The sequence below is a fragment of the Enterobacter cloacae complex sp. ESBL7 genome (genome assembly GCF_041679625.1).
Classification (GTDB): domain Bacteria; phylum Pseudomonadota; class Gammaproteobacteria; order Enterobacterales; family Enterobacteriaceae; genus Enterobacter; species Enterobacter asburiae_B.
Genome location: NZ_JBGORN010000001.1, coordinates 591,387 through 618,115, shown reverse-complemented (window position 1 = coordinate 618,115; position 26,729 = coordinate 591,387). Strand labels below are relative to the sequence as shown.

General features: G+C 59.3%; 20 protein-coding genes. 9 read left to right on the top strand and 11 right to left on the bottom strand.

What is annotated here, in order from left to right:
* From gsiC to iaaA, 4 genes are read right to left on the bottom strand one after another with little or no spacing between them, the layout of a single operon-like run.
* Complete coding sequence (gsiC, locus tag ACERY3_RS02995) at positions 1-921, bottom strand: glutathione ABC transporter permease GsiC (RefSeq protein WP_023310911.1); 921 nt, start codon at positions 919-921, stop codon at positions 1-3.
* 5 nt (positions 922-926) lie between these two features.
* Positions 927-2,465 (bottom strand): glutathione ABC transporter substrate-binding protein GsiB, encoded by a 1,539-nt coding sequence (gsiB, locus tag ACERY3_RS02990; RefSeq protein ID WP_033145024.1) that lies wholly within the window; start codon positions 2,463-2,465, stop codon positions 927-929.
* Positions 2,466-2,488: 23 nt separating this feature from the next.
* A complete protein-coding gene (gene gsiA, locus ACERY3_RS02985) occupies positions 2,489-4,360 on the bottom strand; it encodes a glutathione ABC transporter ATP-binding protein GsiA (RefSeq protein WP_373225010.1) in 1,872 nt (623 codons plus the stop codon).
* A gap of 11 nt (positions 4,361-4,371) precedes the next feature.
* Entirely contained in the window at positions 4,372-5,310 is a 939-nt protein-coding gene (gene iaaA, locus ACERY3_RS02980) for a beta-aspartyl-peptidase (RefSeq protein WP_094934338.1), read from the bottom strand.
* 188 nt (positions 5,311-5,498) lie between these two features.
* Here iaaA and moeA point away from each other — a divergent pair, with 188 nt between their 5' ends.
* Together moeA and moeB are read left to right on the top strand one after the other, a co-directional pair.
* Complete coding sequence (moeA, locus tag ACERY3_RS02975; protein ID WP_373225009.1) at positions 5,499-6,731, top strand: molybdopterin molybdotransferase MoeA; 1,233 nt, start codon at positions 5,499-5,501, stop codon at positions 6,729-6,731.
* A gap of 1 nt (position 6,732) precedes the next feature.
* Positions 6,733-7,485, top strand: a complete 753-nt coding sequence (gene moeB / locus ACERY3_RS02970) for a molybdopterin-synthase adenylyltransferase MoeB (RefSeq protein ID WP_058841667.1) — start codon at positions 6,733-6,735, stop codon at positions 7,483-7,485.
* Positions 7,486-7,574: 89 nt separating this feature from the next.
* Here the strand turns inward: moeB and fsa are convergent, their stop codons facing one another.
* On the bottom strand, positions 7,575-8,237 hold the full coding sequence (fsa, locus tag ACERY3_RS02965) for a fructose-6-phosphate aldolase (RefSeq protein WP_058841668.1): 663 nt from the start codon (positions 8,235-8,237) through the stop codon (positions 7,575-7,577).
* Between the two features lie 128 nt (positions 8,238-8,365).
* Between fsa and ACERY3_RS02960 the strand changes: the two genes are divergently transcribed.
* The 4 genes from ACERY3_RS02960 to ACERY3_RS02945 all read left to right on the top strand — a co-directional run bounded on the left by ACERY3_RS02960 (position 8,366) and on the right by ACERY3_RS02945 (position 14,117).
* Positions 8,366-9,265, top strand: coding sequence for a glycyl-radical enzyme activating protein (locus ACERY3_RS02960; protein WP_373225008.1), 900 nt, complete (start codon positions 8,366-8,368; stop codon positions 9,263-9,265).
* A 4-nt stretch (positions 9,266-9,269) separates the two neighbouring features.
* A complete protein-coding gene (locus tag ACERY3_RS02955) occupies positions 9,270-11,702 on the top strand; it encodes a formate C-acetyltransferase/glycerol dehydratase family glycyl radical enzyme (RefSeq protein WP_058841670.1) in 2,433 nt (810 codons plus the stop codon).
* A 193-nt stretch (positions 11,703-11,895) separates the two neighbouring features.
* Entirely contained in the window at positions 11,896-12,711 is an 816-nt protein-coding gene (locus ACERY3_RS02950; protein WP_047061452.1) for a Cof-type HAD-IIB family hydrolase, read from the top strand.
* Between the two features lie 149 nt (positions 12,712-12,860).
* On the top strand, positions 12,861-14,117 hold the full coding sequence (locus tag ACERY3_RS02945) for a DUF1479 domain-containing protein (RefSeq protein ID WP_058841671.1): 1,257 nt from the start codon (positions 12,861-12,863) through the stop codon (positions 14,115-14,117).
* Here ACERY3_RS02945 and ACERY3_RS02940 read toward each other — a convergent pair.
* Positions 14,114-15,187, bottom strand: a complete 1,074-nt coding sequence (locus tag ACERY3_RS02940; RefSeq protein ID WP_096151248.1) for a LacI family DNA-binding transcriptional regulator — start codon at positions 15,185-15,187, stop codon at positions 14,114-14,116. The genes ACERY3_RS02945 and ACERY3_RS02940 overlap by 4 nt on opposite strands.
* A gap of 288 nt (positions 15,188-15,475) precedes the next feature.
* Between ACERY3_RS02940 and ACERY3_RS02935 the strand changes: the two genes are divergently transcribed.
* Both ACERY3_RS02935 and ACERY3_RS02930 read left to right on the top strand, forming a co-directional pair.
* Positions 15,476-16,777 (top strand): MFS transporter, encoded by a 1,302-nt coding sequence (locus ACERY3_RS02935; protein ID WP_058841673.1) that lies wholly within the window; start codon positions 15,476-15,478, stop codon positions 16,775-16,777.
* A 17-nt stretch (positions 16,778-16,794) separates the two neighbouring features.
* Positions 16,795-19,158 carry a glycoside hydrolase family 31 protein gene (locus tag ACERY3_RS02930; protein ID WP_058841674.1) on the top strand — a complete coding sequence of 788 codons (2,364 nt, stop codon included), beginning with the start codon at positions 16,795-16,797 and terminating at the stop codon, positions 19,156-19,158.
* A 91-nt stretch (positions 19,159-19,249) separates the two neighbouring features.
* Here ACERY3_RS02930 and ACERY3_RS02925 read toward each other — a convergent pair whose 3' ends face one another.
* Positions 19,250-20,845, bottom strand: coding sequence for an ABC-F family ATPase (locus ACERY3_RS02925; protein ID WP_047061448.1), 1,596 nt, complete (start codon positions 20,843-20,845; stop codon positions 19,250-19,252).
* 222 nt (positions 20,846-21,067) lie between these two features.
* Here ACERY3_RS02925 and ldtB point away from each other — a divergent pair, with 222 nt between their 5' ends.
* Positions 21,068-21,988 (top strand): L,D-transpeptidase, encoded by a 921-nt coding sequence (ldtB, locus tag ACERY3_RS02920; protein ID WP_029740604.1) that lies wholly within the window; start codon positions 21,068-21,070, stop codon positions 21,986-21,988.
* Between the two features lie 43 nt (positions 21,989-22,031).
* Here the strand turns inward: ldtB and ACERY3_RS02915 are convergent, their stop codons facing one another.
* The 4 genes from ACERY3_RS02915 to ACERY3_RS02900 all read right to left on the bottom strand — a co-directional run bounded on the left by ACERY3_RS02915 (position 22,032) and on the right by ACERY3_RS02900 (position 26,703).
* Positions 22,032-22,748 carry a GntR family transcriptional regulator gene (locus ACERY3_RS02915; protein ID WP_048976797.1) on the bottom strand — a complete coding sequence of 239 codons (717 nt, stop codon included), beginning with the start codon at positions 22,746-22,748 and terminating at the stop codon, positions 22,032-22,034.
* Between the two features lie 15 nt (positions 22,749-22,763).
* Positions 22,764-24,086: a PTS sugar transporter subunit IIC gene (locus ACERY3_RS02910; protein WP_058841675.1), complete on the bottom strand. Its 1,323-nt coding sequence runs from the start codon at positions 24,084-24,086 to the stop codon at positions 22,764-22,766.
* 51 nt (positions 24,087-24,137) lie between these two features.
* Positions 24,138-25,514: a glycoside hydrolase family 1 protein gene (locus ACERY3_RS02905; protein WP_033145006.1), complete on the bottom strand. Its 1,377-nt coding sequence runs from the start codon at positions 25,512-25,514 to the stop codon at positions 24,138-24,140.
* 148 nt (positions 25,515-25,662) lie between these two features.
* A complete protein-coding gene (locus ACERY3_RS02900; protein WP_023310892.1) occupies positions 25,663-26,703 on the bottom strand; it encodes an aldo/keto reductase in 1,041 nt (346 codons plus the stop codon).
* Between the last annotated feature and the right edge of the window lie 26 nt (positions 26,704-26,729).

Genomic DNA, 26,729 nt, shown 5'->3' with positions numbered 1-26,729 from the left:
TTACTTGTACCTGATGGCCGGGTTAATGGCGGCGTAGAGCACGTCCACCACTAAGTTGATAAGAATAAACTCCAGCGAGAAAAGCAGGACTTCCGCCTGAATCACCGGGTAGTCGCGCATCTCGACGGAATCGACCAGCAGGCGTCCCAGCCCCGGCCAGTTGAAGACCTTTTCCACGACGATCGAGCCGCCGAGCAGGAAGCCAAACTGCAGCCCCATCATCGTCACCACCGGGATCATCGCATTGCGAAACCCGTGCTTGAGAATGACCCACTTCTCGCTGACCCCTTTCGCCCGTGCGGTGCGAATATAATCTTCGCTCAGCACGTCAACGAACGAGGCGCGGGTAAAGCGCGCCATCACCGCCGAAACGGCAGCGCCCAGCGTCATGGAAGGCAGGATGTAGTGCTTCCAGGTATCAGCCCCGACGGTCGGCAGCCAGCCCAGTTCGACGGAGAAGATCTGCATCAGCAGCATCCCCAGCGCGAACGCCGGGAAGGAGATGCCGGTCACCGCCAGCGCCATGCCGAGCTTGTCCGGCCAGCGGTTGCGCCAGACGGCCGCGATAATCCCTGCGCCAAGCCCGAACACGACCGCCCAGCTCATGCTGGCTATCGTTAACCAGAACGTCGGCATAAAGCGGCTGGCAATCTCCTCCGACACCGGACGGCGCGACACCATTGAGATACCAAAATCGCCCTGCAGAACGTTGCAAATGTAATGGATGAACTGCATATACAGCGGCTGGTCGAGGCCAAGCTGCTTACGCACCAGGTCAATAACGGTGGCATCCGCCTCAGGCCCGGCGACCAGACGCGCCGGATCGCCCGGCAGCATATGGACAAACAGAAACACCAGGACCGCCACAATCAGCAGCGTCGGAATAAGCCCCAGCAGGCGTTTACAAACATAATTCAGCATGAGGTTTATTTTAAATCCGCATCGTCAAAGCTAAAGCCCGTGTCCGGCATGATGTAGAACCCGGTCAACGCTTTGTTATGGGCTGACACCAGTTTCTCCACCACCAGCGGCACCCACGGTGACTCTTTCCAGATAATATCCTGCGCGTCTTTATAGAGACGCGCCTTCTCTTCCGGTTTGGTGGTTTTCAGGGCATCGGCCAGGTCTTTGTCCACCTGCGGGTTGCTGTAAAACGCGGTGTTGAACAGGGTTGGCGGCCAGTTTTGCGAGGCAAACAGCGGCGACAGCGCCCAGTCGGCTTCACCGGTCGAGGCCGTCCAGCCGGTGTAGAACATCCGCACGCCGCTCTCTTTCTGCCCTTTCCCCTCCACTTCTGCCGCACGCTGTCCGGCATCCATTGCGGTGACCTGTACCTTGATCCCCACCTGCGCCAGCTGCTGCTGGGTAAATTGCAGCACCTTCTGGGCGGTACTGTGATTATGCGAGGACCACAGCGTGGTGCTGAAACCGTTCGGGAAGCCCGCCTCTTTCAGCAGCTCGCGCGCTTTAGCCGGATCGTACGGCCACGGCTGATAGCTTTGCGCATAGGCGATCGCCGGCGGCAGCACGCCGGTGGCCGGGGTGGCATAGCCGGCAAAAGCGACCTTCACCAGCGCCTGACGGTTAATGGCGTAGTTGATGGCTTCACGCACCTTCGGGTTATCGAACGGCTTTTGCGTGACGTTCATGCTGATGTAGCGCTGCATGATCGACGGGCTGGCGACCAGCTCCAGCTTGCTGTTTTTCTGCAAAATGGCGGCCTGCTCATAGGGGATCGGGAAGGCAAACTGCGCCTCGCCGGTTTGCAGCATCGCCGCGCGGGTGTTGTTGTCCACCACCGGGCGCCAGGTGATGGTGTCGAGCTTCGGCAGCCCCTGCTGCCAGTATCCCGCGAATTTCTTCACCTTCACAAAATCGGTCTGGTTCCAGGTGAGCAGTTCGTAAGGGCCGGTGCCAACAGGGTGGAAGCCGATCTCCTTGCCGTATTTTTTCAGCGCGGCAGGGGAAATCATCGCCGTTGCCGGATGCGCCAGGATATTGATAAACGCGGAGAACGGCTCTTTCAGGGTGATTTTGACCGTCGCCGGGTCGACCACCTCGGTGCTGGCGATATTTTTATACAGGTTATAGCGCTTGAGGCTATTTTCCGGATTGCTGGCGCGGTCCAGGTTAACCTTCACCGCCTCCGCATTGAAGTCTGTCCCGTCCTGGAACTTCACGCCGGTCCTGAGCTTGATGGTATACACCAGCCCGTCGTCGGACACGGTGTACCCCTCCGCCAGCACGTTTTTGAGCTTCATCTCTTTATCGAGGCCAAACAGGCCCTGATAGAACGATTTCGCCACCGCCTGAGAGAGCGTGTCGTTGGCGTCATACGGATCGAGCGTGGTGAAATTGGAGCCGACGGCGACCACCACGTCTTTGGCAGCGAACGCGGGGGCAGCGGCCAGGGCTGCCGTCACGCTCGCGGCTAACAACCATCTACGCGCTACAAATGTAACCATTGTGTTCTCCTGCCTGTTGTAAGTTATAACCGCGAAAAAGCGTTGTCCTGACGCGGGGGAGCGACGAAATGACCCGGCCCGACCTCGCGCAGCGTCACGCGCTCCACGGCCTCGCCGCGTTTATGAATATTGCTCGGCATTTCATCCTGCAGCAGCACGCGCTGGCCGTGACGATGCGCGGGATCGGCAACCGGGACCGCCGCGATAAGCTTGCGGGTGTACGGGTGCTGCGGGTTTTCAAACACCGCCCTTCGCGGCCCAATCTCCACGATCTGCCCCATAAACATCACCGCCACGCGATGGCTGATGCGCTCGACCACGGCCATATCGTGCGAGATAAACAGGAAGGCGATGCCCATATCCCGCTGTAAATCCAGCAGTAAGTTGATGATTTGCGCCCGGATAGAGACATCCAGCGCCGAGACGGACTCATCGGCAATCACCACTTTCGGGTTTAGCGCCAGCGCGCGGGCGATGCAGATACGCTGCCGCTGTCCGCCTGAAAACTCGTGCGGATAACGCCAGGCGTGTTCCGGCTTCAGGCCGACGCGCTCCAGCAGCCAGGCCACGCGACGCTGGGCCGCTTCGCCGTCAAGCAGGTTATGTACCCGCAGCGGCTCCATGATCGAATACCCCACCGTGTGGCGCGGATCGAGGGAGGCATACGGATCCTGGAAAATAAACTGAATATCCCGCCGCACCGCCTGCAGCTTGCTGTCCGGAAGGGTATCAATGCGCTCACCGTTAAAGGTAATGCTGCCTTCCTGTGATTCCACCAGACGGAGCAACGCGCGCCCGGTGGTGGATTTACCGCAGCCGGACTCCCCCACCAGCGCCAGCGTTTCGCCCGGCCAGAGATCGAAACTGACGTTTTCCACCGCGTGCACTTCGCGCTTAACGCGGTTCAATACGCCGCTGCGCAGCGGAAAACGGGTGACCAGATCGCGCACTTCCAGAATAGGCTTACCCGGCACCACGGTGTCCTGCTCGCGCTCCTCCTCCTGTAGCTCAGACGCCTCAAGAGAAATCAGCGGGAAGCGGCGCGGCAAATCGCTGCCGTTCATCGCCCCCAGGCGCGGAACCGCCGCCAGCAGCGCTTTGGTGTAAGGATGCACGGGCGCGTGAAAAATCTGCTCAACCGGGCCGGTTTCCACCGCGCTGCCCTTGTGCATCACCAGCACCCGATCGGCGATATCGGCGACTACGCCCATATCGTGGGTGATGAATATCACCCCCATCTCCATCTCCTGCTGCAGCACTTTAATGAGCTGCAGGATCTGCGCCTGAATCGTCACGTCCAGCGCCGTCGTCGGTTCATCGGCAATCAGCACCGCCGGACGGCAGGAGAGCGCCATGGCAATCATCACCCGCTGGCGCATGCCGCCGGAAAGCTGATGCGGGTAGCGACCCAGAATGGCCTGCGCCTCCGGGATGCGCACCAGCTCCAGCATCCGTCGGGCCTCGTTGAGCGCTTCATCGCCGCTCAGCCCCTGATGCAGGCGGATGGACTCGGCGATTTGTTCCCCGACCGGGAAAACCGGGTTCAGGGAGGTCATCGGCTCCTGGAAGATCATCGCAATATCCGCCCCGCGCACGCCCTGCATCTGCGAACCGCTCAGCTCATTTAAATCAATGACCTGACGGTTGCGGCGGCGCAGGAGCATTTTCTCGCTGCTGATTTGCCCGCCCGTCTGTTCCAGCAGGCGCATCAGCGCCAGCGCGGTGACCGATTTACCGGATCCGGACTCGCCAACAATCGCCAGCGTCTCGCCGCGCCTGAGCGTGAACGATAAATTCTCTACTGCGGGGATGAACTGCCGCTCTTCCTGAAACGCAATATTGAGCTGATGGACAGCCAGCACTTCGCGGTTGTCCAGTTCTTCACTGTGCGGCACGCGCTGCCCCCTTATTCACGATAGATGCCCGTGCTCGGCTCATCACCGGCATAGCCCCAGGCGCGGTACATACCTTCGCTGTTGAACGGCAGAGCCACGTTGCCCTCACGATCCACCGCAATGAGCCCGCCGACGCCGCCCAGGGCAGGCAGTTTCTCCATCACCACGCGCTCGCAGGCTTCACTCAGGCTTAAACCGCCGTAATCCATCAGCGCGGTGATGTCGTAGGCCGCGAGGGCGCGAATAAACACTTCCCCGGTTCCGGTACACGACACCGCCGCCGTCGCGTTATTGGCATAGCAACCCGCGCCGGGCAGCGGGCTATCGCCCACGCGCCCGGGCAGCTTGTTGGTCATCCCGCCCGTTGAGGTCGCCGCCGCGAGGTTTCCGGCCTTATCCAGCGCCACCGCGCCGACCGTGCCCATTTTGGTGGTTTCATCCAGCGGCGCACTGTGGTCAAGCTGCGTCATGCCCGCCGAACGGGCCTCCAGCAGCTGCTGATAGCGCTCCTCCGTGGAAAACAGATCCGGCGATACCGGTTCCATCCCGTGCCCGAAGGCAAACGCCTCCGCCCCGGCCCCTGTGAGCAGGACGTGCGGACTCGCCTCCATCACCAGACGCGCCGCCAGCACCGGATTGCGCAGATGACTCACGCCCGCCACGGCGCCCGCTTTCAGGGTGACGCCGTCCATCACGCAGGCATCCAGCTCGTGCGTTTCATCCCGGGTAAAGACCGAACCGATCCCCGCATTAAATAACGGACACTCTTCCAGCAGGCGCACCGCTTCGGTGACCACGTCCAGCGCGCTTTCGCCCGCTTCCAGCATTTTCTGACCCGTTTCCACAATGGCGTACAGCGCGTCGATATAGCGCTTTTCCTGCTCGGGACTGAGCTGTGCTCGGGTGATTGCCCCGGCGCCACCATGAATTGCGATTACCGCATTAACCATTCGCATCACCCGTTAGCCTGATTTGCGGCTTTTTCTATAAATATCATTATCGTCGATGAAACTTCAGATGATTTTTGAATATAGAAAGACGTAAGTGTGATGTAAAGCGTACACCCATCGGGTCATACAGTTAGCCGCACTTTTCTGCCATAATGAGCGCTTTCGTTGTTACTCCGCAGGAGCCCACCATGGATTTTACCGCCGGACTGATGCCGCTTGAGACGGCACTCACGCAGATGCTTGACCGAATTTCCCCGCTGCATGACGTTGAGACGCTGCCCCTCGTGCGCTGTTTTGGCCGTATTGCCGCGCGCGATATCGTCTCTCCGCTTAACGTGCCTGGGTTTGATAATTCCGCGATGGACGGTTACGCGGTACGCCTGGCGGATCTCCAGACGGGTAACGCCCTGCCGGTGGCGGGTAAAGCCTTTGCGGGTCAGCCGTTTAGCGGTGAATGGCCTGCGGGCACCTGCGTACGCATCATGACCGGCGCGCCGGTTCCGGCTGGCTGCGACGCCGTGGTAATGCAGGAAGAGACTGAACAGACCGACAGCGGCGTGCGTTTTACCGCGAACGTTAAAGCGGGCCAGAACATCCGCCGCACGGGCGAAGATATCACCCTTGGCGCGACGGTCTTTGCCGCCGGGCAGAAGCTGACGGCAGGTGAGCTGCCGGTGCTGGCGTCGCTCGGCGTGGCTGAAATCGACGTTATTCGTAAAGTGCGCGTGGCCGTCTTCTCCACCGGTGACGAACTTCAGCTTCCGGGCGAGCCGCTGCAGGACGGTCAGATTTACGACACCAATCGCCTGGCGGTACACCTTATGCTGGAGCAGCTGGGCTGCGAGGTGATTAACCTCGGCATCATTCCTGACGATCCGGAAAAACTGCGCGCCGCGTTTATCGAGGCGGATAACGCTGCCGACGTGGTCATCAGCTCCGGCGGCGTCTCCGTGGGCGAAGCGGATTACACCAAAACCATCCTTGAAGAGCTGGGGGAAATCGCCTTCTGGAAGCTGGCCATCAAGCCGGGCAAACCGTTCGCGTTTGGCAAGCTCACGCGCGGCTGGTTCTGCGGCCTGCCGGGTAATCCGGTCTCGGCGGCACTCACCTTCTACCAGCTGGCGATCCCGCTGCTGGCGAAGCTTTCCGGCAACAGCGCCAGCCCGCTGCCGGAACGCCAGCGCGTGCGCGCCGCCACGCGCCTGAAAAAATCGCCGGGCCGCCTCGATTTCCAGCGCGGCATTCTGGCGCGCAACGCGGACGGCGAGCTGGAAGTGAGCACCACCGGGCACCAGGGCTCACACATTTTCAGCTCCTTCAGCCAGGGCAACTGCTTTATCGTCCTGGAGCGCGAGCGCGGCAATGTGGAAGCAGGCGAGTGGGTTGAGATCGAGCGTTTTAACCACCTGTTCGGAGGCTGACATGACGGTGGAGCTGAGCGACCCGGAGATGATGCGCTACAACCGCCAGATTGTGCTGCGCGGGTTTGATTTCGAAGGCCAGGAAGCGCTTAAGGCAGCAAGCGTGCTGGTTGTTGGTCTGGGCGGCCTGGGCTCCGCCGCCGCGCAGTATCTTGCCGCAGCGGGCGTGGGCAGAATGACGCTGCTGGATTTTGATACCGTGTCGGTGTCAAATCTCCAGCGCCAGACGCTGCACAGCGACGCGACGGTTGGCCAGCCGAAGGTGGACTCTGCCCGCACGGCGCTGGCGCGCATCAACCCCAACGTTCAGTTCACCCTGATTGACGCGATGCTGGATGACGAGGCGCTGTCCGCGCAGATTGCACAGCACGACCTGGTGCTGGACTGCACCGATAACGTCACCGTCCGTAACCAGCTGAACGCAGGCTGCTTTGCCCACAATATCCCGCTGGTTTCCGGCGCGGCGATCCGCATGGAGGGGCAAATCAGCGTCTTCACGTACGGGGAAGGCGAACCCTGCTACCGCTGCCTGAGCCGTCTGTTCGCCGAGAACGCCCTGACCTGCGTTGAGGCAGGCGTGATGGCGCCGCTGGTCGGCGTGATTGGCTCCCTGCAGGCGATGGAAGCGATCAAAGTGCTGGCGCGCTACGGCACGCCTGCCGCGGGGAAAATCGTGATGTATGACGCGATGACCTGCCAGTTCCGCGAGATGAAGCTGATGCGTAACCCGGAGTGTGAGGTTTGCGGAGGTTAAAGCAAACGGCAACCTTCAGGTTGCCGTTTTAGTGTGTGCTCCCTCTCCCTGTGGGAGAGGGTTGGGGTGAGGGCATCAGGCCGCACCCGTCAGATCGACATCCGTCCAAACGCGCCCTGCCAGTCCTGCTCAAACTTCACAATCGCCGCATCCACGGCCGGAGAAGTAATAAACTGCTGCGCCACGTCCAGCGGCAGCGTGATGGACTCGCAGCCCGCCAGCAGGCAGTCCAGCGCCTGACGCGGCGTTTTGAAGCTCGCGGCCAGCACCTTTGACTGCGGGGCGTGCAATGTCAGCAGCTGTTGCAGTTCAACCACGGTCTGGATCCCGTCCCCGCCCTGCGCGTCCAGGCGGTTAACGTAAGGCGCCACATATTCCGCGCCCGCCAGCGCGGAGAGCATCCCCTGCGCAGCACCGTAAACCGCCGTACCCAGCGTCGGGATCCCTTCCGCTTTCAGCATCTTGATCGCCGCCAGCCCTTCGGCGGTCACCGGCACTTTCACCACCAGATCGTTAATGATGGCGCGCAGCTTGCGCGCGTCCTCCACCATCCCTTCAGCGGTGGTCGCCATCACCTGGGCGAAAAGACGGCCTTTGCCGCCCAGCGCGTCGTGCAGCGCTGGCAGCAAAACGTCCAGCGGCGTTTTACCTGCCGCCACAATGCTTGGGTTGGTGGTCACGCCCGCCAGCGGGAAGATGCGCGCCAGCTTTTTGACTGCCGCGACGTCAGATGTGTCGAGATAAAGTTCCATGATGTCACCCTCAAATTTAGCCTGCACTTACCCTATCACGACAAAACCTGCTCAGTAGTTGACCTGCATCAAGATAACTTTCATTCGAAAGTAATTTAATCTTCATATGCAATAAGAGAGGCGAAATCATGATCTTCAATATTCAGCGTTACTCTACCCACGACGGCCCCGGTATTCGAACCGTGGTGTTCCTGAAAGGCTGCTCGCTGGGCTGTCGCTGGTGCCAGAACCCGGAAAGCCGCTCCCGCAGCCGGGACGTGCTGTTTGACGCGCGCCTGTGCCTTGACGGTTGCGACCTGTGCCAGCAGGCGGCACCGGGCTGCATCGAACGCGCGCTGAACGGGCTGGTTATCCACCGCGAGAAGCTTGATGAAGCCACGCTCAACGCCCTTGCTGACTGCTGCCCTACGCAGGCGATGACCGTCTGCGGTGAAGAGCAGCAGGTCGAGGAGATCATGGCGACCGTACTGCGCGACAAACCCTTCTACGACCGCAGCGGCGGCGGGATCACCCTCTCCGGCGGCGAGCCGTTTATGAACCCTGAGCTGGCGCACGCCCTGTTTAAAGCCAGCCACGAACAGGGGATCCACACCGCCGTGGAAACCTGCCTTCACGTGCCGTGGCACTACATCGAGCCGTCATTACCGTACGTCGATCTGTTCCTCGCCGACCTGAAGCACGTCGACGGTGAGGTGTTCAAACAGTGGACGGACGGCTCGGCTAAGCGAATCCTGGACAACCTGAAACGCCTTGCCGTCGCCGGAAAAAAAATCACCATCCGCGTGCCGCTGATCCAGGGCTTTAACGCTGACGAAGCGTCCATCACCGCCATTACCAACTTCGCCGCCGACGAGCTCGGCGTCGACGATATTCATTTTCTGCCGTATCACACGCTGGGCATGAACAAATACACCCTGCTCGGCCAACCTTACTCTGCCCCTGACAAACCGCTGGATAACCCTGCCCTGCTGGACTTCGCGCAGCACTACGCCTGCCAGAAAGGGTTAACCGCGACCTTACGAGGATAAACCTATGACAACCCTGAATCTCAACACTCTCAGCGAGCGCATTAAGGCGCACAAAACGGCGCTGGTGCATATCGTCAAGCCGCCTGTCTGTACCGAGCGCGCCCAGCATTACACCGAAATGTACCAGCAGCACATGAACAAGCCGATCCCGGTACGCCGCGCTCTGGCGCTGGCGCATCACCTGGCGGAACGCACCATCTGGATCAAACACGACGAGCTGATTATCGGTAACCAGGCAAGCGAAGTGCGCGCCGCGCCGATTTTCCCGGAATACACCGTCTCCTGGATTGAGAAAGAGATCGACGATCTGGCGGACCGCCCGGGCGCGGGCTTTGCGGTGAGCGAAGAGAACAAGCGCGTGCTGCACGACATCTGCCCGTGGTGGCGCGGCCAGACGGTGCAGGACCGCTGCTACGGCATGTTCACCGACGAGCAAAAAGGCCTGCTGGAAACCGGCATTATCAAAGCCGAAGGCAACATGACCTCCGGCGACGCGCACCTGGCGGTCAACTTCCCGCTGGTGCTGGAAAAAGGCCTCGACGGCCTGCGCGCTAAGGTGGCCGAGCGCCGCACGCGCATCAACCTGACGGTGCTGGAAGACCTGCACGGCGACCAGTTCCTGAAGGCGATCGATATCGTGCTGGAAGCCGTAAGCCTGCACATCAAACGCTTTGCCGATCTGGCGCGTGAAATGGCGTCCACCGAACCCCGCGAAAGCCGCCGCGACGAGCTGCTGGCGATGGCGGAAAACTGCGACATCATTGCCCACGAGCCGCCAAAAACCTTCTGGCAGGCGCTGCAGCTGTGCTACTTCATCCAGCTGATCCTGCAGATTGAGTCCAACGGCCATTCCGTCTCCTTCGCGCGTATGGACCAGTATCTCTATCCGTACTACCGCCGCGACGTCGAGCTTAACCAGAGCCTGGATCGCGAACACGCTATCGAGCTGCTGCACAGCTGCTGGCTGAAGCTGCTGGAAGTGAACAAAATCCGCTCCGGCTCGCACTCCAAGGCTTCCGCCGGTAGCCCGCTGTACCAGAACGTCACTATCGGCGGCCAGAAGCTGGTCAACGGCGAACCAATGGACGCGGTGAACCCGCTCTCTTACGCGATTCTGGAATCCTGCGGTCGCCTGCGCTCCACCCAGCCGAACCTGAGCGTGCGCTACCACGCGGGCATGAGCAACGACTTCCTCGACGCCTGCGTGCAGGTGATCCGCTGCGGCTTCGGGATGCCCGCGTTCAACAACGATGAAATCGTCATTCCGGAATTCATCAAGCTCGGCGTTGAACGAGACGACGCCTACGACTACGCGGCCATCGGCTGCATCGAAACCGCGGTGGGCGGCAAGTGGGGATACCGCTGCACCGGCATGAGCTTTATCAACTTCGCCCGCGTGATGCTGGCCGCGCTGGAAGGCGGCCGCGACGCCACCAGCGGCAAGGTGTTCCTGCCGCAGGAGAAAGCGCTCTCCGCCGGTAACTTCGACAACTTCGACGAAGTGATGGCGGCGTGGGACAGCCAGATCCGCTACTACACCCGCAAATCTATCGAGATTGAGTACGTGGTGGATACCATGCTGGAAGAGAACGTCCACGACATTCTCTGCTCGGCGCTGGTGGACGACTGCATCGAGCGCGCGAAAAGCATCAAGCAGGGCGGCGCGAAGTACGACTGGGTCTCCGGCCTGCAGGTGGGCATCGCTAACCTCGGCAACAGCCTGTCGGCGGTGAAGAAGCTGGTGTTCGAACAGGGCACTATTGGTCAGCAGCAGCTGGCGGCGGCGCTGGCGGATGACTTCGACGGGCTGACCCACGAGCAGCTGCGCCAGCGTCTGATCAACGGCGCGCCGAAGTACGGCAACGACGACGACAGCGTGGACATGCTGCTGACGCGCGCCTACCAGACCTACATTGAAGAGCTGAAGCAGTACCACAACCCTCGCCACGGCCGCGGCCCGATTGGAGGTAACTACTACGCGGGCACCTCTTCCATCTCCGCAAACGTGCCGTTTGGCGCGGCAACGATGGCCACCCCGGACGGACGTAAGGCGCACACCCCGCTGGCGGAAGGAGCAAGCCCGGCCTCCGGTACGGACCACCTCGGCCCGACGGCGGTAATTGGCTCGGTGGGTAAACTGCCGACGGAAGCGATTCTCGGCGGCGTGCTGCTGAACCAGAAGCTGAACCCGTCGACGCTGGAAAACGACAGCGATCGCCAGAAGCTGATGGTGCTGCTGCGCACCTTCTTCGAGGTGCATAAAGGCTGGCATATCCAGTACAACATCGTCTCGCGCGAAACGCTGCTGGAAGCGAAGAAACATCCTGACCAGTATCGTGACCTGGTGGTGCGCGTCGCGGGCTACTCGGCGTTCTTCACCGCCCTGTCGCCGGATGCGCAGGACGATATTATCGCCCGTACTGAGCATACGCTGTAACGGTGTATCCATTAAGGGGAAATGCGCACGCTGATGCCCTCACCCCGACCCTCTCCCACGGGGAGAGGGAGAAAACACTAAAAACGGCAACCCAGGTTGCCGTTTCGCTTTTACTTTCGAATGAAATTAAATTTGTGCTCCCCGTCACCTTGTTATTAGAATGTTTCAAAACGCAGTGACCCAGGAGCACAGTATGACCGTTAAAGTTATCGTCACCGATATGGACGGAACTTTCCTTGATGATGCCAAGCAGTACGATCGTGACCGCTTCCAGGCACAGTTTGAACAGCTTAAAGCCCGCGATATTGAATTCGTTGTCGCCAGCGGCAACCAGTATTACCAGCTCATCTCCTTCTTTCCGGCGCTGAAAGACAGGATCTCCTTCGTGGCGGAAAACGGCGCGCTGGTGTTCGATCGCGGCGAACAGATTTTCCACGGCGAGCTGACGCGTCATGAATCGCAGATCGTGATTGGCGAACTGCTGAAAGACAAAGGGCTGAACTTCGTAGCCTGCGGGCTGGAGAGCGCCTGGGTCAGCGACCAGGCTCCTGAAGAATTCGTGGCGCTGATGTCAAAGCACTATCACCGCTTAAAGCGCATCAGCGATTACCGCGAAATTGACGACGTACTGTTTAAGTTCTCCCTGAACCTGCCGGACAGCGATATCCCTAATCTGGTGGATAAACTGCACGTCTCCCTGGACGGCATCATGAAGCCGGTCACCAGCGGCTTTGGTTTTGTCGATTTGATTATCCCCGGCCTGCACAAGGCCAACGGTATTAGCCGTCTGCTGAAACGCTGGAAAATCTCCCCGCAGGAGTGCGTGGCTATTGGCGACAGCGGCAACGATGCCGAGATGCTGAAGCTGGTGAAATATTCCTTTGCGATGGGCAACGCGGCAGAGAGCATCAAAGAAATCAGCCGCTACGGCACCGACGACAACAACCATCAGGGCGCGCTGAACGTCATCCAGGCCGTGCTCGACAACCATTCCCCGTTCGACGTCTGATCCTTTCCTCGCCGGAGCGTCGCTCCGGCCTCTCACTCTTTTTCCGTCCTGTGGCTTGCGTCAAGTTTTTAAACTTGCATTAACTTATTTTTAACTTAAAGTATCACTTGTAGACACTTTTACTTTCGAATGAAAGATGCGAGGCAGTTATGACCTTTACCAGTGAAACTTTGCCAGCGGATCACAAAGCGGCAATCCGTCAGTTAAAACGTGAGCTGCGCGCGCAGATCGGCGACGTGCAGGCAGTGTTTAATAAGCTCAGCGACAAAATTGCCACCCGCGTGGCGGAAATCAACGCGCTTAAGAACAAAGGTGAATCCGTCTGGCCGGTGATCCCGTTTGCGGATGTGAAAAACGGCACCATTACCGACTCACAGCGCGAGGCCGTTAAACGCCGCGGCTGCGCGGTGATTAAAGGTCACTTCCCGCGCGAGCAGGCGCTGGCGTGGGATCAGTCGATGCTCGACTACCTCGATCTGAATAAGTTTGACGAGGTCTACAAAGGCCCGGGCGATAACTTCTTCGGCACCCTGACGGCCTCTCGTCCGGAGATTTACCCGATTTACTGGTCTCAGGCGCAGATGCAGGCGCGCCAGAGCGAAGAGATGGCGCAGGTGCAGTCGTTCCTGAACCGTTTATGGACATTCGAGAGCAACGGCAAGCAGTGGTTCAACCCGGACGTGAGCGTGATTTACCCGGACCGTATTCGCCGCCGCCCGCCGGGAACGACCTCGAAAGGACTGGGCGCACATACCGACTCCGGCGCGCTGGAGCGCTGGCTGCTACCGGCCTATCAGCAGGTCTTTGCCCGCGTGTTTGACGGCAACGTCGAGAAATACGATCCGTGGAACGCCGCGCACCGTACCGAAGTGGAAGAGTACACCGTCGATAACACCACCAAATGCTCGGTGTTCCGCACCTTCCAGGGCTGGACGGCGCTGTCGGATATGATCCCAGGTCAGGGGTTGCTGCACGTGGTGCCAATCCCGGAAGCGATGGCCTACATTCTGCTGCGGCCGCTGCTGGACGACGTGCCGGAAGACGAGCTTTGCGGCGTGGCGCCGGGGCGCGTCCTGCCGGTTTCAGAGAAATGGCACCCGCTGCTGATCGAGGCGCTGACCAGCATTCCGGCACTCGATGCGGGCGATTCCGTGTGGTGGCACTGCGATGTGATCCATTCCGTCGCGCCGGTGGAAAATCAGCAGGGCTGGGGCAACGTGATGTACATTCCTGCCGCGCCGATGTGCGAGAAAAACCTCGCCTACGCGAAAAAGGTCAAGGAAGCGCTTGAAACCGGCGCGTCGCCGGGAGACTTCCCGCGCGAGGATTATGAAAAAAGCTGGCAGGACCGCTTTACCGTGAACGATCTCAACATCCACGGCAAGCGCGCGCTGGGCATGGTTTAACTGTCGTACAGCCCTTCCCGCTCTACGGCGGTGCGTCGTTTCCCCTGACGTATCCGCCGTACCGATTCCCGCACGGCCAGCGTGCCGTTAAGCAGCAAGGTTCCCACCGGCGCGTCCGGGCGCATCAGCCGCTGCTGGAGCATATATACCGCTTCGGTTCCCAGCTCATCGCGCGGAACGTGCACCGCCGTTAATGGAACATCCTGAATCGCCGCCAGGTTAAAGCCGTCAATGCTCATCACCGACACGTCCTGCGGCACGCGCAGGCCGTGGTTTTGTAATGCGCTAATGGTGCCCGCCGCCATAAAATCGCCGCCGACCAGGAACGCGGTAGGTAAATCCTTCCCCTGCACTTCACTGAGCCAGCCGCTGACCATCTGTTCCGTTTCGCGCGCGCTGAAGCTGGGCACCACCAGCAGATCGCGTTTATCGATGAATTTCAGGTTGTGAGACTGCCACGCGTCGCGGATCCCCGCCAGGCGCAGCTCCATGGTGTAGCGGCGCAGGCACAGCACGTTCATCACCTCACGGTGTCCCATCTCGAACAGATATTCCGCCGCCCGCTCGCCGATAGCGCGATGATCCGGCGCGACGGCAGGCAGACGCATGTGCCGGTCGCGGCAGTTAATCAGCATGCAGGGTTTACCCACGTCCACCGCCAGATCGTGGATATGGGGATCGTCGATGCCAAGAAGGATTGCCGCCTGAGTGTCCGCTTCGTTCATGCGTGCCAGAAACAGCTGGGCGTCGCTGTCGTTCTCCTCCAGCGCGCAGTAGCGAAGACGCACATCGTGGGACGCCAGGCCTTTACTCACGCTCTGGATCACGCGGTAGTAAAAGATGTCGGACCGCTCGTCAAACGCCCGCTGCGGGGCAAAAACCACCAGGCTGTTAAGCAGCAGACGCCCTGCCGCCATGCCGTCCATGACCCCCAGCTCCCGCGCGCACGCCAGCACCTTTGCGCGCGCTTTTTCACTGGTATTCGCTTTTCCCGCCAGCACTCGCGACACGGTGCTGATCGAGAGCTGCGTCCGGGCCGCGATTTCGGTGATTTTTAGCCTTTTGTCCATTTTGTGATCTGGCTCCATTTGCGAAATGAAAAAATTTTCATAGCGTATTGGTCAGGCAATAGCTGACATAAAGGGCATCATGCCAGAGGGTTTACGTCAGTTATGAGAAATTTTGCACAAAATCCACTTTTGCCCACTCATTTTCTTCCTTAAGGTGAACTTGTCACACAACTTCCATACTAGTTGTATACCAACTTAAGCATTTTAAACGGATAGAAATCAAAGGCATAAAAATCCGTGTGACACCTGAACCTCCGTCCCCTTACCGTCCGTCTTGTGGAGAGTAAAATGAGTCAGGACATCAATAACACCGTAGCGATAAGCAAAACCCGTCGCGTCATCAAGAACCTGCGCTGGTACGTGCTGGTGCTGTTCTTACTTGGCGTCACCGTTAACTACATCACCCGTAACTCACTCGGGATCCTCGCCCCGGAACTGAAAGAGAGCCTCGGGATCACCACCGAGCAATACTCCTGGATCGTCGGTGCGTTCCAGATCGCCTATACCATTTTCCAGCCCCTGTGCGGCTGGCTGATTGACGTCATCGGCCTGAAGATTGGCTTTATGGTCTGCGCCGGGATCTGGGCGCTGATGTGTATCTTCCATGCGGGCGCAGGAAGCTGGCTGCACCTCGCTATTCTGCGCTTCTTTATGGGTGCCTCTGAGGCCGCCGCTACCCCGGCGAACGCCAAAACCATCGGCGAATGGTTCCCGAAATCAGAGCGACCCGTTGCCGCTGGCTGGGCTGGCGTGGGCTTCTCCATCGGCGCGATGCTGGCCCCGCCTATCATCTACTTTGCTCACGCGTCGTTCGGCTGGCAGGGTGCGTTTATGTTTACCGGCGTGCTGGCGCTGCTGTGGGTGATCCTCTGGTGGGCGTTCTACCACAACCCGGAGCAGCACCCGAACCTGAGCAAGGACGAGCTGGCGTTTATCAAGCAGGACAACGAACCGCCTGCGGTGAGACTGCCCTTCCTGACCGCGCTGAAAACCGTCTCGAAAAACAAACGCTTCTACGGTATCGCCATCCCGGCCTTTATGGCGGAACCGGCCTGGGCAGTGCTGAGCTTCTGGGTGCCGCTGTATCTCGCCAAAGAGCACGGCATGGATCTGAAGCAGATTGCGATGTTTGCCTGGCTTCCGTTCCTCGCCGCCGACCTCGGCAGCGTGGCGAGCGGCTACCTGACGCGTCTGTACACCCGTCTGTTCGGCTGCTCGCGCGTTAACTCGGTCGTTGCCAGCTCCGTGACGGGCGCGTTCCTGATGATCTCTCTGGGCATCGTGGCCATTACCCGCGACCCGTATATCACCATCGTGCTGATCTCCATCGGCGGTTTCGGGCACCAGATTATCTCCTGCATGCTGAGCGCCCTGGTCGTTGAGTCGTTCGACAAAGGCCAGATGGCGACCGTCAACGGCATGCGCGGCTCTGCGGCGTGGATCGCCAGCTTCCTGTTCTCGCTGTTAATCGGCGTGACCGCCGACAAAATCGGCTTTAACCCGCTCTTTATTGCCATGGGCTTCTTTGACCTGATTGGCGCTGTCTTCCTGGTAGCATTTATTGCTGAACGTCGCGCCAAGCGCGCCTGATAGTGGATGTATTGCATATGAAAACCCTGAAAAACTGGACCGTAGATACGCAGTCGGCAAACCATCTGGAACTGCTGGTCGATAACCAGCACCGCCTGTGCCTGTATATGCTGGAAGAAAACCTGTTCCGCGTGCTGATCAAACGCAAAGGCGAGCTGGCGCTGGACCGCACCTGGAGCATCGCGCCGGAAAAAGACGTGCCCTGGGAAGGCCGCCGTCGTGACGATATAAGCGGTTTTTCCTGCCCGGCCTGGACCCTGACGCAGCAGGGTGAGACGCTCACCGTGGCAACCGAACAGCTGCGCGTGACGGTCCACCAGCCGCTGTGGCTGGAGTGGCACTACCGCAATGAGGCGGGCGAGTGGCAGCCGCTGGTCAACGACCGTCCAACCAGCGCCTACCTGCTGAACGCCCACGGCGACGGCGTGGCGCACTACCTCAGCCGCCGCAAGGACGAGCGTTTCTACGGCCTGGGCGAAAAAGCGGGCGATCTGCAGCGCAACGGCAAGCGCTATGAGATGCGCAACCTCGACGCAATGGGTTACAACGCGGCCAGCACCGACCCGCTCTACAAGCATATTCCGTTCACCCTCATCCGCCGCGATGACGTGAGCTACGGCCTGTTCTACGACAACCTGAGCAGCTGCTGGCTGGATCTGGGCAATGAGATAGACAACTACCACACCGCCTACCGTCGCTGGCAGGCGGAAGCGGGCGATATCGATTACTACATCTTTACCGGCAAGCGCGTGCTGGACGTCACCAAAGCCTTTGTGCGCCTGACCGGGAAAACGCTGTTCGGACCGAAATGGAGCCTGGGCTACAGCGGCTCGACCATGCACTACACCGACGCGCCGGACGCGCAAAACCAGCTGATGAACTTCATCCGCCTGTGCGAAGAGCACGCCATTCCGTGCGACTCGTTCCAGCTCTCCTCCGGCTATACCTCGATCAACGGCAAGCGCTACGTCTTTAACTGGAACTATGACAAGGTGCCGCAGCCGAAGGTGATGAGCCAGGCGTTCCACGACGCGGGGCTCAAGCTTGCGGCAAACATCAAGCCGTGCCTGCTGCAGGACCATCCGCGCTATAACGAAGTGGCGGAGAGCGGCCTGTTCATTCGCGATTCAGAAACCGATGCACCGGAACGTTCCAGCTTCTGGGATGACGAAGGCTCGCACCTCGACTTTACCAACCCGCAGACGGTGCAGTGGTGGCAGAACGGCGTCACCACGCAGCTGCTGGAGATGGGCATCGACTCTACCTGGAACGACAACAACGAATATGAAGTGTGGGACGGGGAGGCGCGCTGCTTTGGCTTCGGCAAGGAGATCGCCATCAAGCACATTCGCCCGGTGATGCCGCTGCTGATGATGCGCGCCTCGCTGGAAGCGCAGCAGCGTTTCGCGCCGGAAAAACGTCCGTACCTGATCTCCCGCTCCGGCTGCGCCGGGATGCAGCGCTACGTTCAGACCTGGAGCGGCGACAACCGCACCTGCTGGGACACCCTGCGCTATAACATCCGCATGGGGCTGGGCATGAGCCTGTCCGGTCTGTTCAACGTCGGTCACGACGTCGGCGGTTTCTCCGGCGACAAACCGGACGCCGAGCTGTTCGTGCGCTGGGTGCAGAACGGCGTGATGCACCCGCGCTTTACCATTCACTCGTGGAACGATGACCACACCGTGAACGAGCCGTGGATGTACCCGGGCGTCACGCCAGCCATTCGCGGCGCGGTTGAGCTGCGCTACCGCCTGCTGCCGTACCTCTATACCCTGCTCTGGCAGGCGCACGCCGACGACGAGCCGATGCTGCGCCCGACCTTCCTCGACCACGAACACGATGCGCAGACGTTTGAGGAGTGCGATGACTTCCTGCTGGGCCGCGACCTGCTGGTGGCCAGCGTCGTCGAAGCCGGGCAGCGCGAGCGCCGCGTCTGGCTGCCGGATAACGACACCGGCTGGTATGATTTTTACACCCACGCGTGGTATGCGGGCGGCCAGTCAATCGTCCTCGACGCGCCGCTGGAAAAACTGCCGCTGCTGGTGCGCGCCGGTGCCGCTCTGCCGCTGAGCGAACGCATTACGCATGTGAATGCCGAAAAAGATACGACCCGCGAGCTGAAGCTGTTCCCGGTGAAGGGCGTCGGCACGACCACCGGAATGCTGTTTGAAGACGACGGCGAAAGCTGGGGCTACCAGAACGGCAACGCGCTGTGGGTGGAGTGGGAAATGGTGTGCGACGGCGCAACCATCAACCTGAAGGTCAACGCGCGCGGGGATTATCGTCCGGCGTGGAAATCGCTTAAGGTGTCGCTGCCTGCAGGCGAAAAACGTACGCTGCTGGTGAACGGGGTTGAAGGGGGCGAGTGGGTGGTCTAGTGCGGCCTGATGCCCTCACCCTAACCCTCTCCCACGGGGAGAGGGAACAGAACGTAGGCCGGGTAAGGCGAAGCCGCCACCCGGCTTTTTTTTAGTTCTCGATACCTTTACTGCGCAGGTAATCTTCGTAATTACCGGTGAAGTCCACCACGCGCTCTGGCGTAATTTCGATCACGCGGGTCGCCAGCGAGCTGACGAACTCACGGTCGTGAGAGACGAAGATCAGGGTACCCTGATACATCTCCAGCGCCATGTTCAGGGATTCGATAGATTCCATGTCCAGGTGGTTAGTCGGTTCGTCCATCACCAGGATGTTTGGTTTTTCCATCATCAGCTTGCCGAACAGCATGCGGCCCTTCTCACCACCGGAGAGCACCTTAGCCGGTTTTTTAATGTCGTCCTGGCTGAACAGCAGACGACCCAGGATGCTGCGCACCGCCTGCTCGTCGTCGCCTTCCTGCTTCCACTGGCTCATCCAGTCGAAGACGGTGAGGTCGTTTTCGAACTCGTATTCATGGTCCTGCGCGTAGTAGCCAATCTGCGCGTTTTCAGACCACTTCACGGTGCCGTTGTCCGGCTGCAGTTCGCCAACCAGGGTTTTCAGCATGGTGGATTTACCCACGCCGTTGGCGCCGAGGATGGCAATCTTCTCGCCCACTTCCAGCAGCAGGTTGAATTTTTTAAACAGCGGGCCGTTCTCAAAGCCTTTTGCCAGGGCTTCCACTTCCAGCGCGTTACGGAACAGTTTCTTGTCCTGCTCGAAGCGGATGAACGGGTTCTGACGGCTGGAGGCTTTGACTTCGTCCAGCTTGATTTTGTCGATCTGACGGGCACGCGAGGTCGCCTGACGCGACTTAGAGGCGTTGGCGCTAAAGCGGCTGACGAAGGACTGCAGGTCAGCAATCTGCGCTTTCTTCTTGGCGTTATCCGCCAGCAGACGTTCACGCGCCTGGGTAGCCGCCGTCATGTACTCGTCGTAGTTGCCCGGATAAACGCGCAGCTCGCCGTAGTCCAGATCCGCCATGTGCGTACAGACCATGTTCAGGAAGTGACGGTCGTGCGAGATGATGATCATGGTGCTGTCGCGATCGTTCAGCGTCTGCTCCAGCCAGCGGATGGTGTCGATGTCCAGGTTGTTCGTCGGTTCGTCGAGCAGCAGGATGTCCGGGTTAGAGAACAGCGCCTGTGCCAGCAGCACGCGCAGCTTCCAGCCTGGCGCAACTTCGCTCATCGGGCCGTAATGCTGTTCAACCGGAATGCCTACGCCCAGCAGCAGCTCGCCCGCGCGCGCTTCCGCAGAGTAGCCGTCCATCTCGCCGTACTGCGTTTCCAGATCGGCCACTTTATAGCCGTCTTCTTCGCTCATTTCGGCCAGCGCGTAGATGCGATCGCGCTCCTGCTTCACTTCCCACAGTTCCCCATGCCCCATGATCACGGTGTCGAGCACGGTGAACTCTTCGAAGGCGAACTGATCCTGACGCAGCTTACCGATACGCTCGTTAGGGTCGAGCGATACGTTACCGAGCGTCGGCTCCAGGTCACCGCCGAGGATCTTCATAAAGGTGGATTTTCCGCTACCGTTGGCACCAATCAGGCCGTAACGGTTGCCGCCGCCAAATTTGACGGAAATGTTTTCGAACAGCGGCTTACTGCCAAACTGCATAGTGACGTTGCTGGTAACTAACACGGGGAGATTCCTGCGAAAAGTGTGATAAACACGGCATTATGCCACAATTCCGAATTGAGATCCCGTGTTGCGGCAATCCACTAAACTTTAACAAAATCGAAAAAAATGTGATTTCGTACACATCTGAATTCCCTGTTAGCGGGAATGCACATATAATGCGCTCCCATCACAGATTCAGACTTATCAACTCATCGCCAGAATGGCTTAGATACCTCGCACAACATGAACATGAAATTAACAACGCTTTTTGCGGCGGCGTTAGCCGTAGTAGGTTTTTGTAAGACCGCGTCTGCGGTGACGTATCCCCTGCCAACCGACGGTAGCCGTCTGGTAGGCCAGAACCAGGTTGTGACGGTACCAGAAGGTAACTCTCAGCCACTGGAGTATTTCGCTGCGCAGTACCAGCTGGGCCTGTCTAACATGCTGGAAGCGAACCCGGGCGTTGACCCGTATTTGCCGAAAGCGGGCACCGTGCTGAATATTCCTCAGCAGCTGATCCTGCCGGATACCGTTCATGAAGGTATCGTGATTAACAGCGCCGAAATGCGTCTGTATTACTACCCGAAAGGCACCAACACCGTTATCGTGCTGCCAATCGGTATCGGCCAGCTGGGTAAAGACACCCCAATGAACTGGACCACCAAGGTTGAGCGTAAGAAAGCGGGCCCAACCTGGACGCCGACTGCCAAAATGCACGCGGAATACATCGCTGCGGGTGAACCGCTGCCAGCCGTTGTACCGGCAGGCCCGGATAACCCAATGGGTCTGTACGCGCTGTACATTGGCCGCCTGTACGCTATCCACGGTACCAACGCCAACTTCGGTATCGGCCTGCGCGTAAGCCACGGCTGCGTGCGCCTGCGTAACGACGACATCAAATTCCTGTTCGAAAACGTGCCGGTCGGTACGCGCGTGCAGTTCATCAACGAACCGGTGAAAGCGACCTCTGAGCCAGACGGCAGCCGCTACATCGAAGTGCACAACCCGCTGTCCACCAGCGAAGACCAGATCAACAACAACGAAATCGTCCCTGTTACGCTGAACAGCGCGGTACAGGCGGTGACTTCTCAGCCAGACGTAGAAACGGCGATTGTTGACCAGGCCGTGCAGAACCGCTCCGGTATGCCGGTGCGTTTGAACTGATAGCGAAGCATTAAAAAAGCGGGCCTCGTTGCCCGCTTTTTTTTTATCCGTTATTCACGATCACGATCCCGCCGTGGTCGTACCGATAGTGGCAGTGGGCATACTCCAGCGGCGTGCCGTCCTCCAGATAAATCACCTGCTCCACTTCCAGGACGGGGTCGGTCTGCTCGCAGACCAGATGCTCCCTGTCCAGCGCGTTGGGCTTAAGCGCCCGCACCACCCGATACGACCCCATAATTTTCAGCCCCAGCGTCTCCTGCACGTACTGGAACACTGAACCTTCAAGATGGTTTTTCGTCAGGCCCGGCACCAGATTCATCGGCATCACCGTGGAATCCAGCGACATCGGTTCGCCGTTCAGCAAACGGAGGCGAATGAAGTCATAGATCGGCGCATCGGCGTTAATCATCAGCGACGCCTGCTCTTTTTCGTTCGGGAAGCGCAGCTCGAAATGCACTACCCGGCTGGTCACCGTGCCCAGATGCGCCCAGGTTTTGGTCGCGCCAAAGTAGTCGCTGCCGGAGAGGTCCCACTGCGAGAGCTGAAGGAAGTTTTTGCGGATGAACGTGCCCTGCCCCTGGCGGGTATAGACCAGACCTTCGACGATCAGCTGGCGCATCGCCTGCTGAATGGTCATCCGGCTGGAGTTGAACTCCGCCGCCAGCGCAAACTGGTCCGGCAGGGGTTCGTTGGCGGCGTACTGCTGGCTGATAATGCGTTTCTTAATTTCCCGCGCTATGGTGATGTACTTCGCCGCCATCGTTCTTCCTTTCAGTTAGTTTTCTATCCCGCTGTTTTTTAACGCCACTCTCTCGGCAATCTTGAGGAAAGGCAGGTAGAAGAATACACCAAATACGATGATTGCCAACTGCACCACCACCGCCCGCCAGTCCCCTGCCGTGGCCAGCCAGGCGCTGAGAATGGGCGGCGTGGTCCACGGGATCATCACCACGCAGCGCGACATTAACCCCAGCGTGGTACAGAGCCAGGCGAAGTAAATGCCGATGGCGGGCAGCAGCACGAATGGGATCATCAGCGGCAGGTTAAACACGATCGGCAGGCCGAAAATCACCGGCTCGTTGATGTTGAATAAACCAGGCGCCAGCGACAGACGCGCCACCTGCTTCGCCGATTTTTGTCGGGAGAAGATAAAGATGGCAATCAGCAGCGATATCGTGCTGCCCGTGCCGCCCACCATGCCAAACGTCGGCACGAAGATGTTATTGATGATATGCGGGATGGGCTGGCCGTTGGCGAAAGCCAGCATGTTTTCATTGGTGTTGATCAGCAGGAACGGCTCCAGCACCACGCTGTTAACGACAGACTGATGAATACCGAGCGTGAACAGGAAGTTACCGAAGCTGTAGATGAAAATCGTCCCCGGCAGGCTGGTGTTGATCAGCCGCAGCGGCTGCTGGATAAAGGTGGTAATAAGATGGATCAGGTCCGTGTGCAGTACGTTTGCCAGCACGGCCGCCAGCACCGCGAACAGGGAGAGCGTGAGGATGGTCGGGATCAGCGCGGTAAAGGATTTGCTCACCGCCGGAGGCACGTTTTCCCCGAGGGAAATGTGCAGCGCCTTCAGGCGCGAAATGGCGATAAACAGTTCCGTTGAGAGCAGCCCGATCAGCACCCCGGCGAAAATCCCGGTTGAGCCAATATTGGTGAACGTCAGCACCTGGGTGATGTTCACCGCGGCATCGCTGCCGACGGGCGTAATCTGCAGGCGCATCGGCATCATGATGATGAAGCTGCTGACGCCGATAACCACTGCCGAGACCGGATTGTCGAAATCTTTGTTGCGCGCCAGCGACCAGGCAATCATCGGGGCCAGCAGCAGCGCGGCAATGTTCAGCGTGCCGTTGATAATCGCCTCGCCCCACACTTTGAAGTGTGCCAGCGTGTCGCCGTGAAAAATCCACGGAAATACCACGTTGTTCACCAGCACCGCCAGACCGGCGAGGATGAAAATCGGCATCACCGTGGCGAAGGCGTCGCGCAGGGAGCGCAGGTGCACCTGATTAGCCAGGCGCGCCGAGAACTCTACAAACTTATCGACAAAAGACTGCATGTGCGGTGTTATTTTTGTTTCAGACATAGCGGATAGTTCCCATCAATCAGTCACAAAAACGGCCCGGCAGCGTACGGCTTACATCTCGCGTCCGTTGGTATGGATAACCTGTTTTAACCACGCGTAGCTCTTCTTCGGCACGCGCTTCAGGTCTTTCAGGTCGTGGTTTTCACGGTTGACATAGACCACGCCGTAGCGCTTACGCATGTCGCCCTGGGAGCTGAGAATGTCGATTAACCCCCAGCCGAGGTAGCCGATCACCTCTGCCCCGTCCTCGAACATCGCCTCCTTCATGGCATTGATATGCGCCCGGTGGTAGTCGATGCGGTAGGTGTCCTCGATCGGATTGACGCCGTCCCAGGACTCAATCACCCCGATGCCGTTTTCGATCGGGAAGACCGGCATCCGCCAGTCGTTGGCGTAGCGGGTGATGATGGTACGAAAGCCCAGCGGATCGATCTGCCAGTTCCACTCGGTGGCCTTCAGGTACGGGTTGTTTTTCTCGCCGTGCAGCAGGTAATAGTTCACCGGCGTGCCTTCCGGGATCGCATCGCTGTCCAGCGTTTTGCTGGCGTAGTAGCTGAAGGCCATATAGTCGTTTTTAGTCCGCGCCAGCAGCGCTAAATCCTCGGCGCGGTAGATATCGCCAAAGCCCTCCTGCTCCACCACCGCCATCACCGCGGGGCTGTAGCCCTGCCCTGCGAAGACGCGCAGCAGGTTCTGGTTGAGGAACTCGTCGTACTGCTGGGCGCAGAAGATATCGCGCGGTTTGCAGGTGGCCGGGTAGATCAGCTGGTGCGCCAGCATGCCGCCCATCAGCTGGCCGGGCCTGGTCTGATGCAGATACTCGGTCAGCGCCATGTGCGCCACCATCGTATGGTGCTGCAGTTCGTACAGCTCGCGCAGGGTTTTGTCGCCGTGCATATAGCCGGAAATGCGGAACGCTTCAGGCATATGGAAAATGTTCTGCTCATTGAAGGTCAGCCAGTACTTCACGCGGTCGCCATAGCAGTCGATCATCTTTTTGCCGTAGCGGATAAAGGCCTCCATCACGCGGCGGTCGTTGAAGCCGTTGTACTCCTGCGCCAGCGCCAGCGGCATATCGAAGTGGTACAGGCAGACCATCGGCTCGATGCCGCGGGCGATGAGATCGTCAATAAAGCGGTCGTAAAACGCGATGCCTTCGTCGTTGAACGCGCCGTCGCCCTGCGGGCAGACGCGGCTCCATGAGATCTGAAAGCGGTAGCAGTTCATGCCCAGATCCTGCATCAGGTCGAAATCTTCCCGGTAGCGGTGGTAGGAGTCGGTCGCGACTTTCCAGTCGGATACGTTCTCCCCGGCTTCGCGAATGTCGTAAACCGACATCCCCTTCCCACCCTCGTTCCATGCCCCTTCCGTCTGCATGCTGGACACCGAGTTGCCCCATAAAAAATTGGCCGGCAGCGAATTGTTCATGCTCTCTCCCTATATGACTAGTCATTTAAAATTTCATGACTAGTCATATAGGCGAAGATGATATGGGGATCAAAGAGGAGGATCGTTTTTTGTGAGCAATGCGGGAAAAAAAGCCCCGGTTAGCGATGCATTGCCGGGGCAAGGAAGGTTATTGTTGCGCGAGCTGATTGCGGCGATATTCCCCCTGCCGCTCCAGCATCCAGCCCGGGTATTCGCGCGGCAGCGCGCTCACCGCATCAAGCTGCTTGAGTTCGTCTTCGCTTAAGCGGATCCCGGTCGCGGCGATATTGTCGTCCAGCTGTTCGACGCGTTTCGCGCCAATGATGACGCTGGTCACCGCTTTCTGATGCAGCAGCCAGGCCAGCGCGATTTGCGCGACGGAGACGCCCTTGCTTTCGGCGATAGTGCGCATCACGTCTACGCAGTCGAAGGCGCGATCTTTGTTCACCGGCGGGAAGTCAAACTCCAGACGGCGACCGCCGGCTTCACTCTGACCGTCGCGGCCATATTTTCCGCTCAGCAGGCCGCCCGCCAGCGGGCTCCAGACCATCAGCCCGACGCCTTCGCTCTGCATCATTGGTACAAGCTCGCGCTCCAGATCGCGCCCGGCAATGGTGTAATACGCCTGCAGCGACGCGAAACGCGCCAGCCCAAGACGTTCAGAAATACCGAGCGCTTTGGCAATCTGCCAAGCCGCCCAGTTCGAGACGCCGATGTAGCGCACGTGGCCGTGCTGCACCAGGTTATCCAGCGCGTAGAGCATCTCTTCAATCGGCGTTGCGGGGTCGAAGCCGTGAAGCTGGTAGAGATCGATATGATCGAGCTGCAGGCGGCGCAGGCTCTCCTTCACGCTGCTGATGATGTGATAGCGCGAGCTGCCGCGCGAGTTCACCCCTGCCGTTCCCGTTTCGCCGAACACTTTCGTGGCGACAACCACGTTCTCGCGAGGGATCTTCAGGTTTTTCAGCGCCTGACCGGTGATCTCTTCCGAGCGTCCTTCCGAGTAAACGTCCGCGGTGTCGATAAAGTTGATCCCGGCATCCAGCGCGCGGCCCACCAGCTGCTCGGCTTCACTTTGCTGGAGCTGGCCAATCTTGCCCCACATGCCGCCCTCACCGCCGAAGGTCATGGTGCCGAGGCACAGTTCAGAAACAAACAGACCGGTGTTGCCCAGTTTTTGATAACGCATAAGTTATTCCTCGCATGTCGATTGGG

Coding starts and splice junctions, on each gene's coding strand:
- ldtB (WP_029740604.1), top strand. CDS start 21,068: ATGAACATGAAATTAACAACGCTTTTTGCGGCGGCGTTAGCCGTAGTA.
- gsiB (WP_033145024.1), bottom strand. CDS start 2,465: ATGGTTACATTTGTAGCGCGTAGATGGTTGTTAGCCGCGAGCGTGACG.
- ACERY3_RS02930 (WP_058841674.1), top strand. CDS start 16,795: ATGAAAACCCTGAAAAACTGGACCGTAGATACGCAGTCGGCAAACCAT.
- iaaA (WP_094934338.1), bottom strand. CDS start 5,310: ATGGTTAATGCGGTAATCGCAATTCATGGTGGCGCCGGGGCAATCACC.
- fsa (WP_058841668.1), bottom strand. CDS start 8,237: ATGGAACTTTATCTCGACACATCTGACGTCGCGGCAGTCAAAAAGCTG.
- ACERY3_RS02940 (WP_096151248.1), bottom strand. CDS start 15,187: ATGGACAAAAGGCTAAAAATCACCGAAATCGCGGCCCGGACGCAGCTC.
- moeA (WP_373225009.1), top strand. CDS start 5,499: ATGGATTTTACCGCCGGACTGATGCCGCTTGAGACGGCACTCACGCAG.
- moeB (WP_058841667.1), top strand. CDS start 6,733: ATGACGGTGGAGCTGAGCGACCCGGAGATGATGCGCTACAACCGCCAG.
- ACERY3_RS02915 (WP_048976797.1), bottom strand. CDS start 22,748: ATGGCGGCGAAGTACATCACCATAGCGCGGGAAATTAAGAAACGCATT.
- ACERY3_RS02935 (WP_058841673.1), top strand. CDS start 15,476: ATGAGTCAGGACATCAATAACACCGTAGCGATAAGCAAAACCCGTCGC.
- ACERY3_RS02900 (WP_023310892.1), bottom strand. CDS start 26,703: ATGCGTTATCAAAAACTGGGCAACACCGGTCTGTTTGTTTCTGAACTG.
- gsiC (WP_023310911.1), bottom strand. CDS start 921: ATGCTGAATTATGTTTGTAAACGCCTGCTGGGGCTTATTCCGACGCTG.
- ACERY3_RS02945 (WP_058841671.1), top strand. CDS start 12,861: ATGACCTTTACCAGTGAAACTTTGCCAGCGGATCACAAAGCGGCAATC.
- ACERY3_RS02955 (WP_058841670.1), top strand. CDS start 9,270: ATGACAACCCTGAATCTCAACACTCTCAGCGAGCGCATTAAGGCGCAC.
- ACERY3_RS02950 (WP_047061452.1), top strand. CDS start 11,896: ATGACCGTTAAAGTTATCGTCACCGATATGGACGGAACTTTCCTTGAT.
- ACERY3_RS02905 (WP_033145006.1), bottom strand. CDS start 25,514: ATGAACAATTCGCTGCCGGCCAATTTTTTATGGGGCAACTCGGTGTCC.
- ACERY3_RS02910 (WP_058841675.1), bottom strand. CDS start 24,086: ATGTCTGAAACAAAAATAACACCGCACATGCAGTCTTTTGTCGATAAG.
- ACERY3_RS02960 (WP_373225008.1), top strand. CDS start 8,366: ATGATCTTCAATATTCAGCGTTACTCTACCCACGACGGCCCCGGTATT.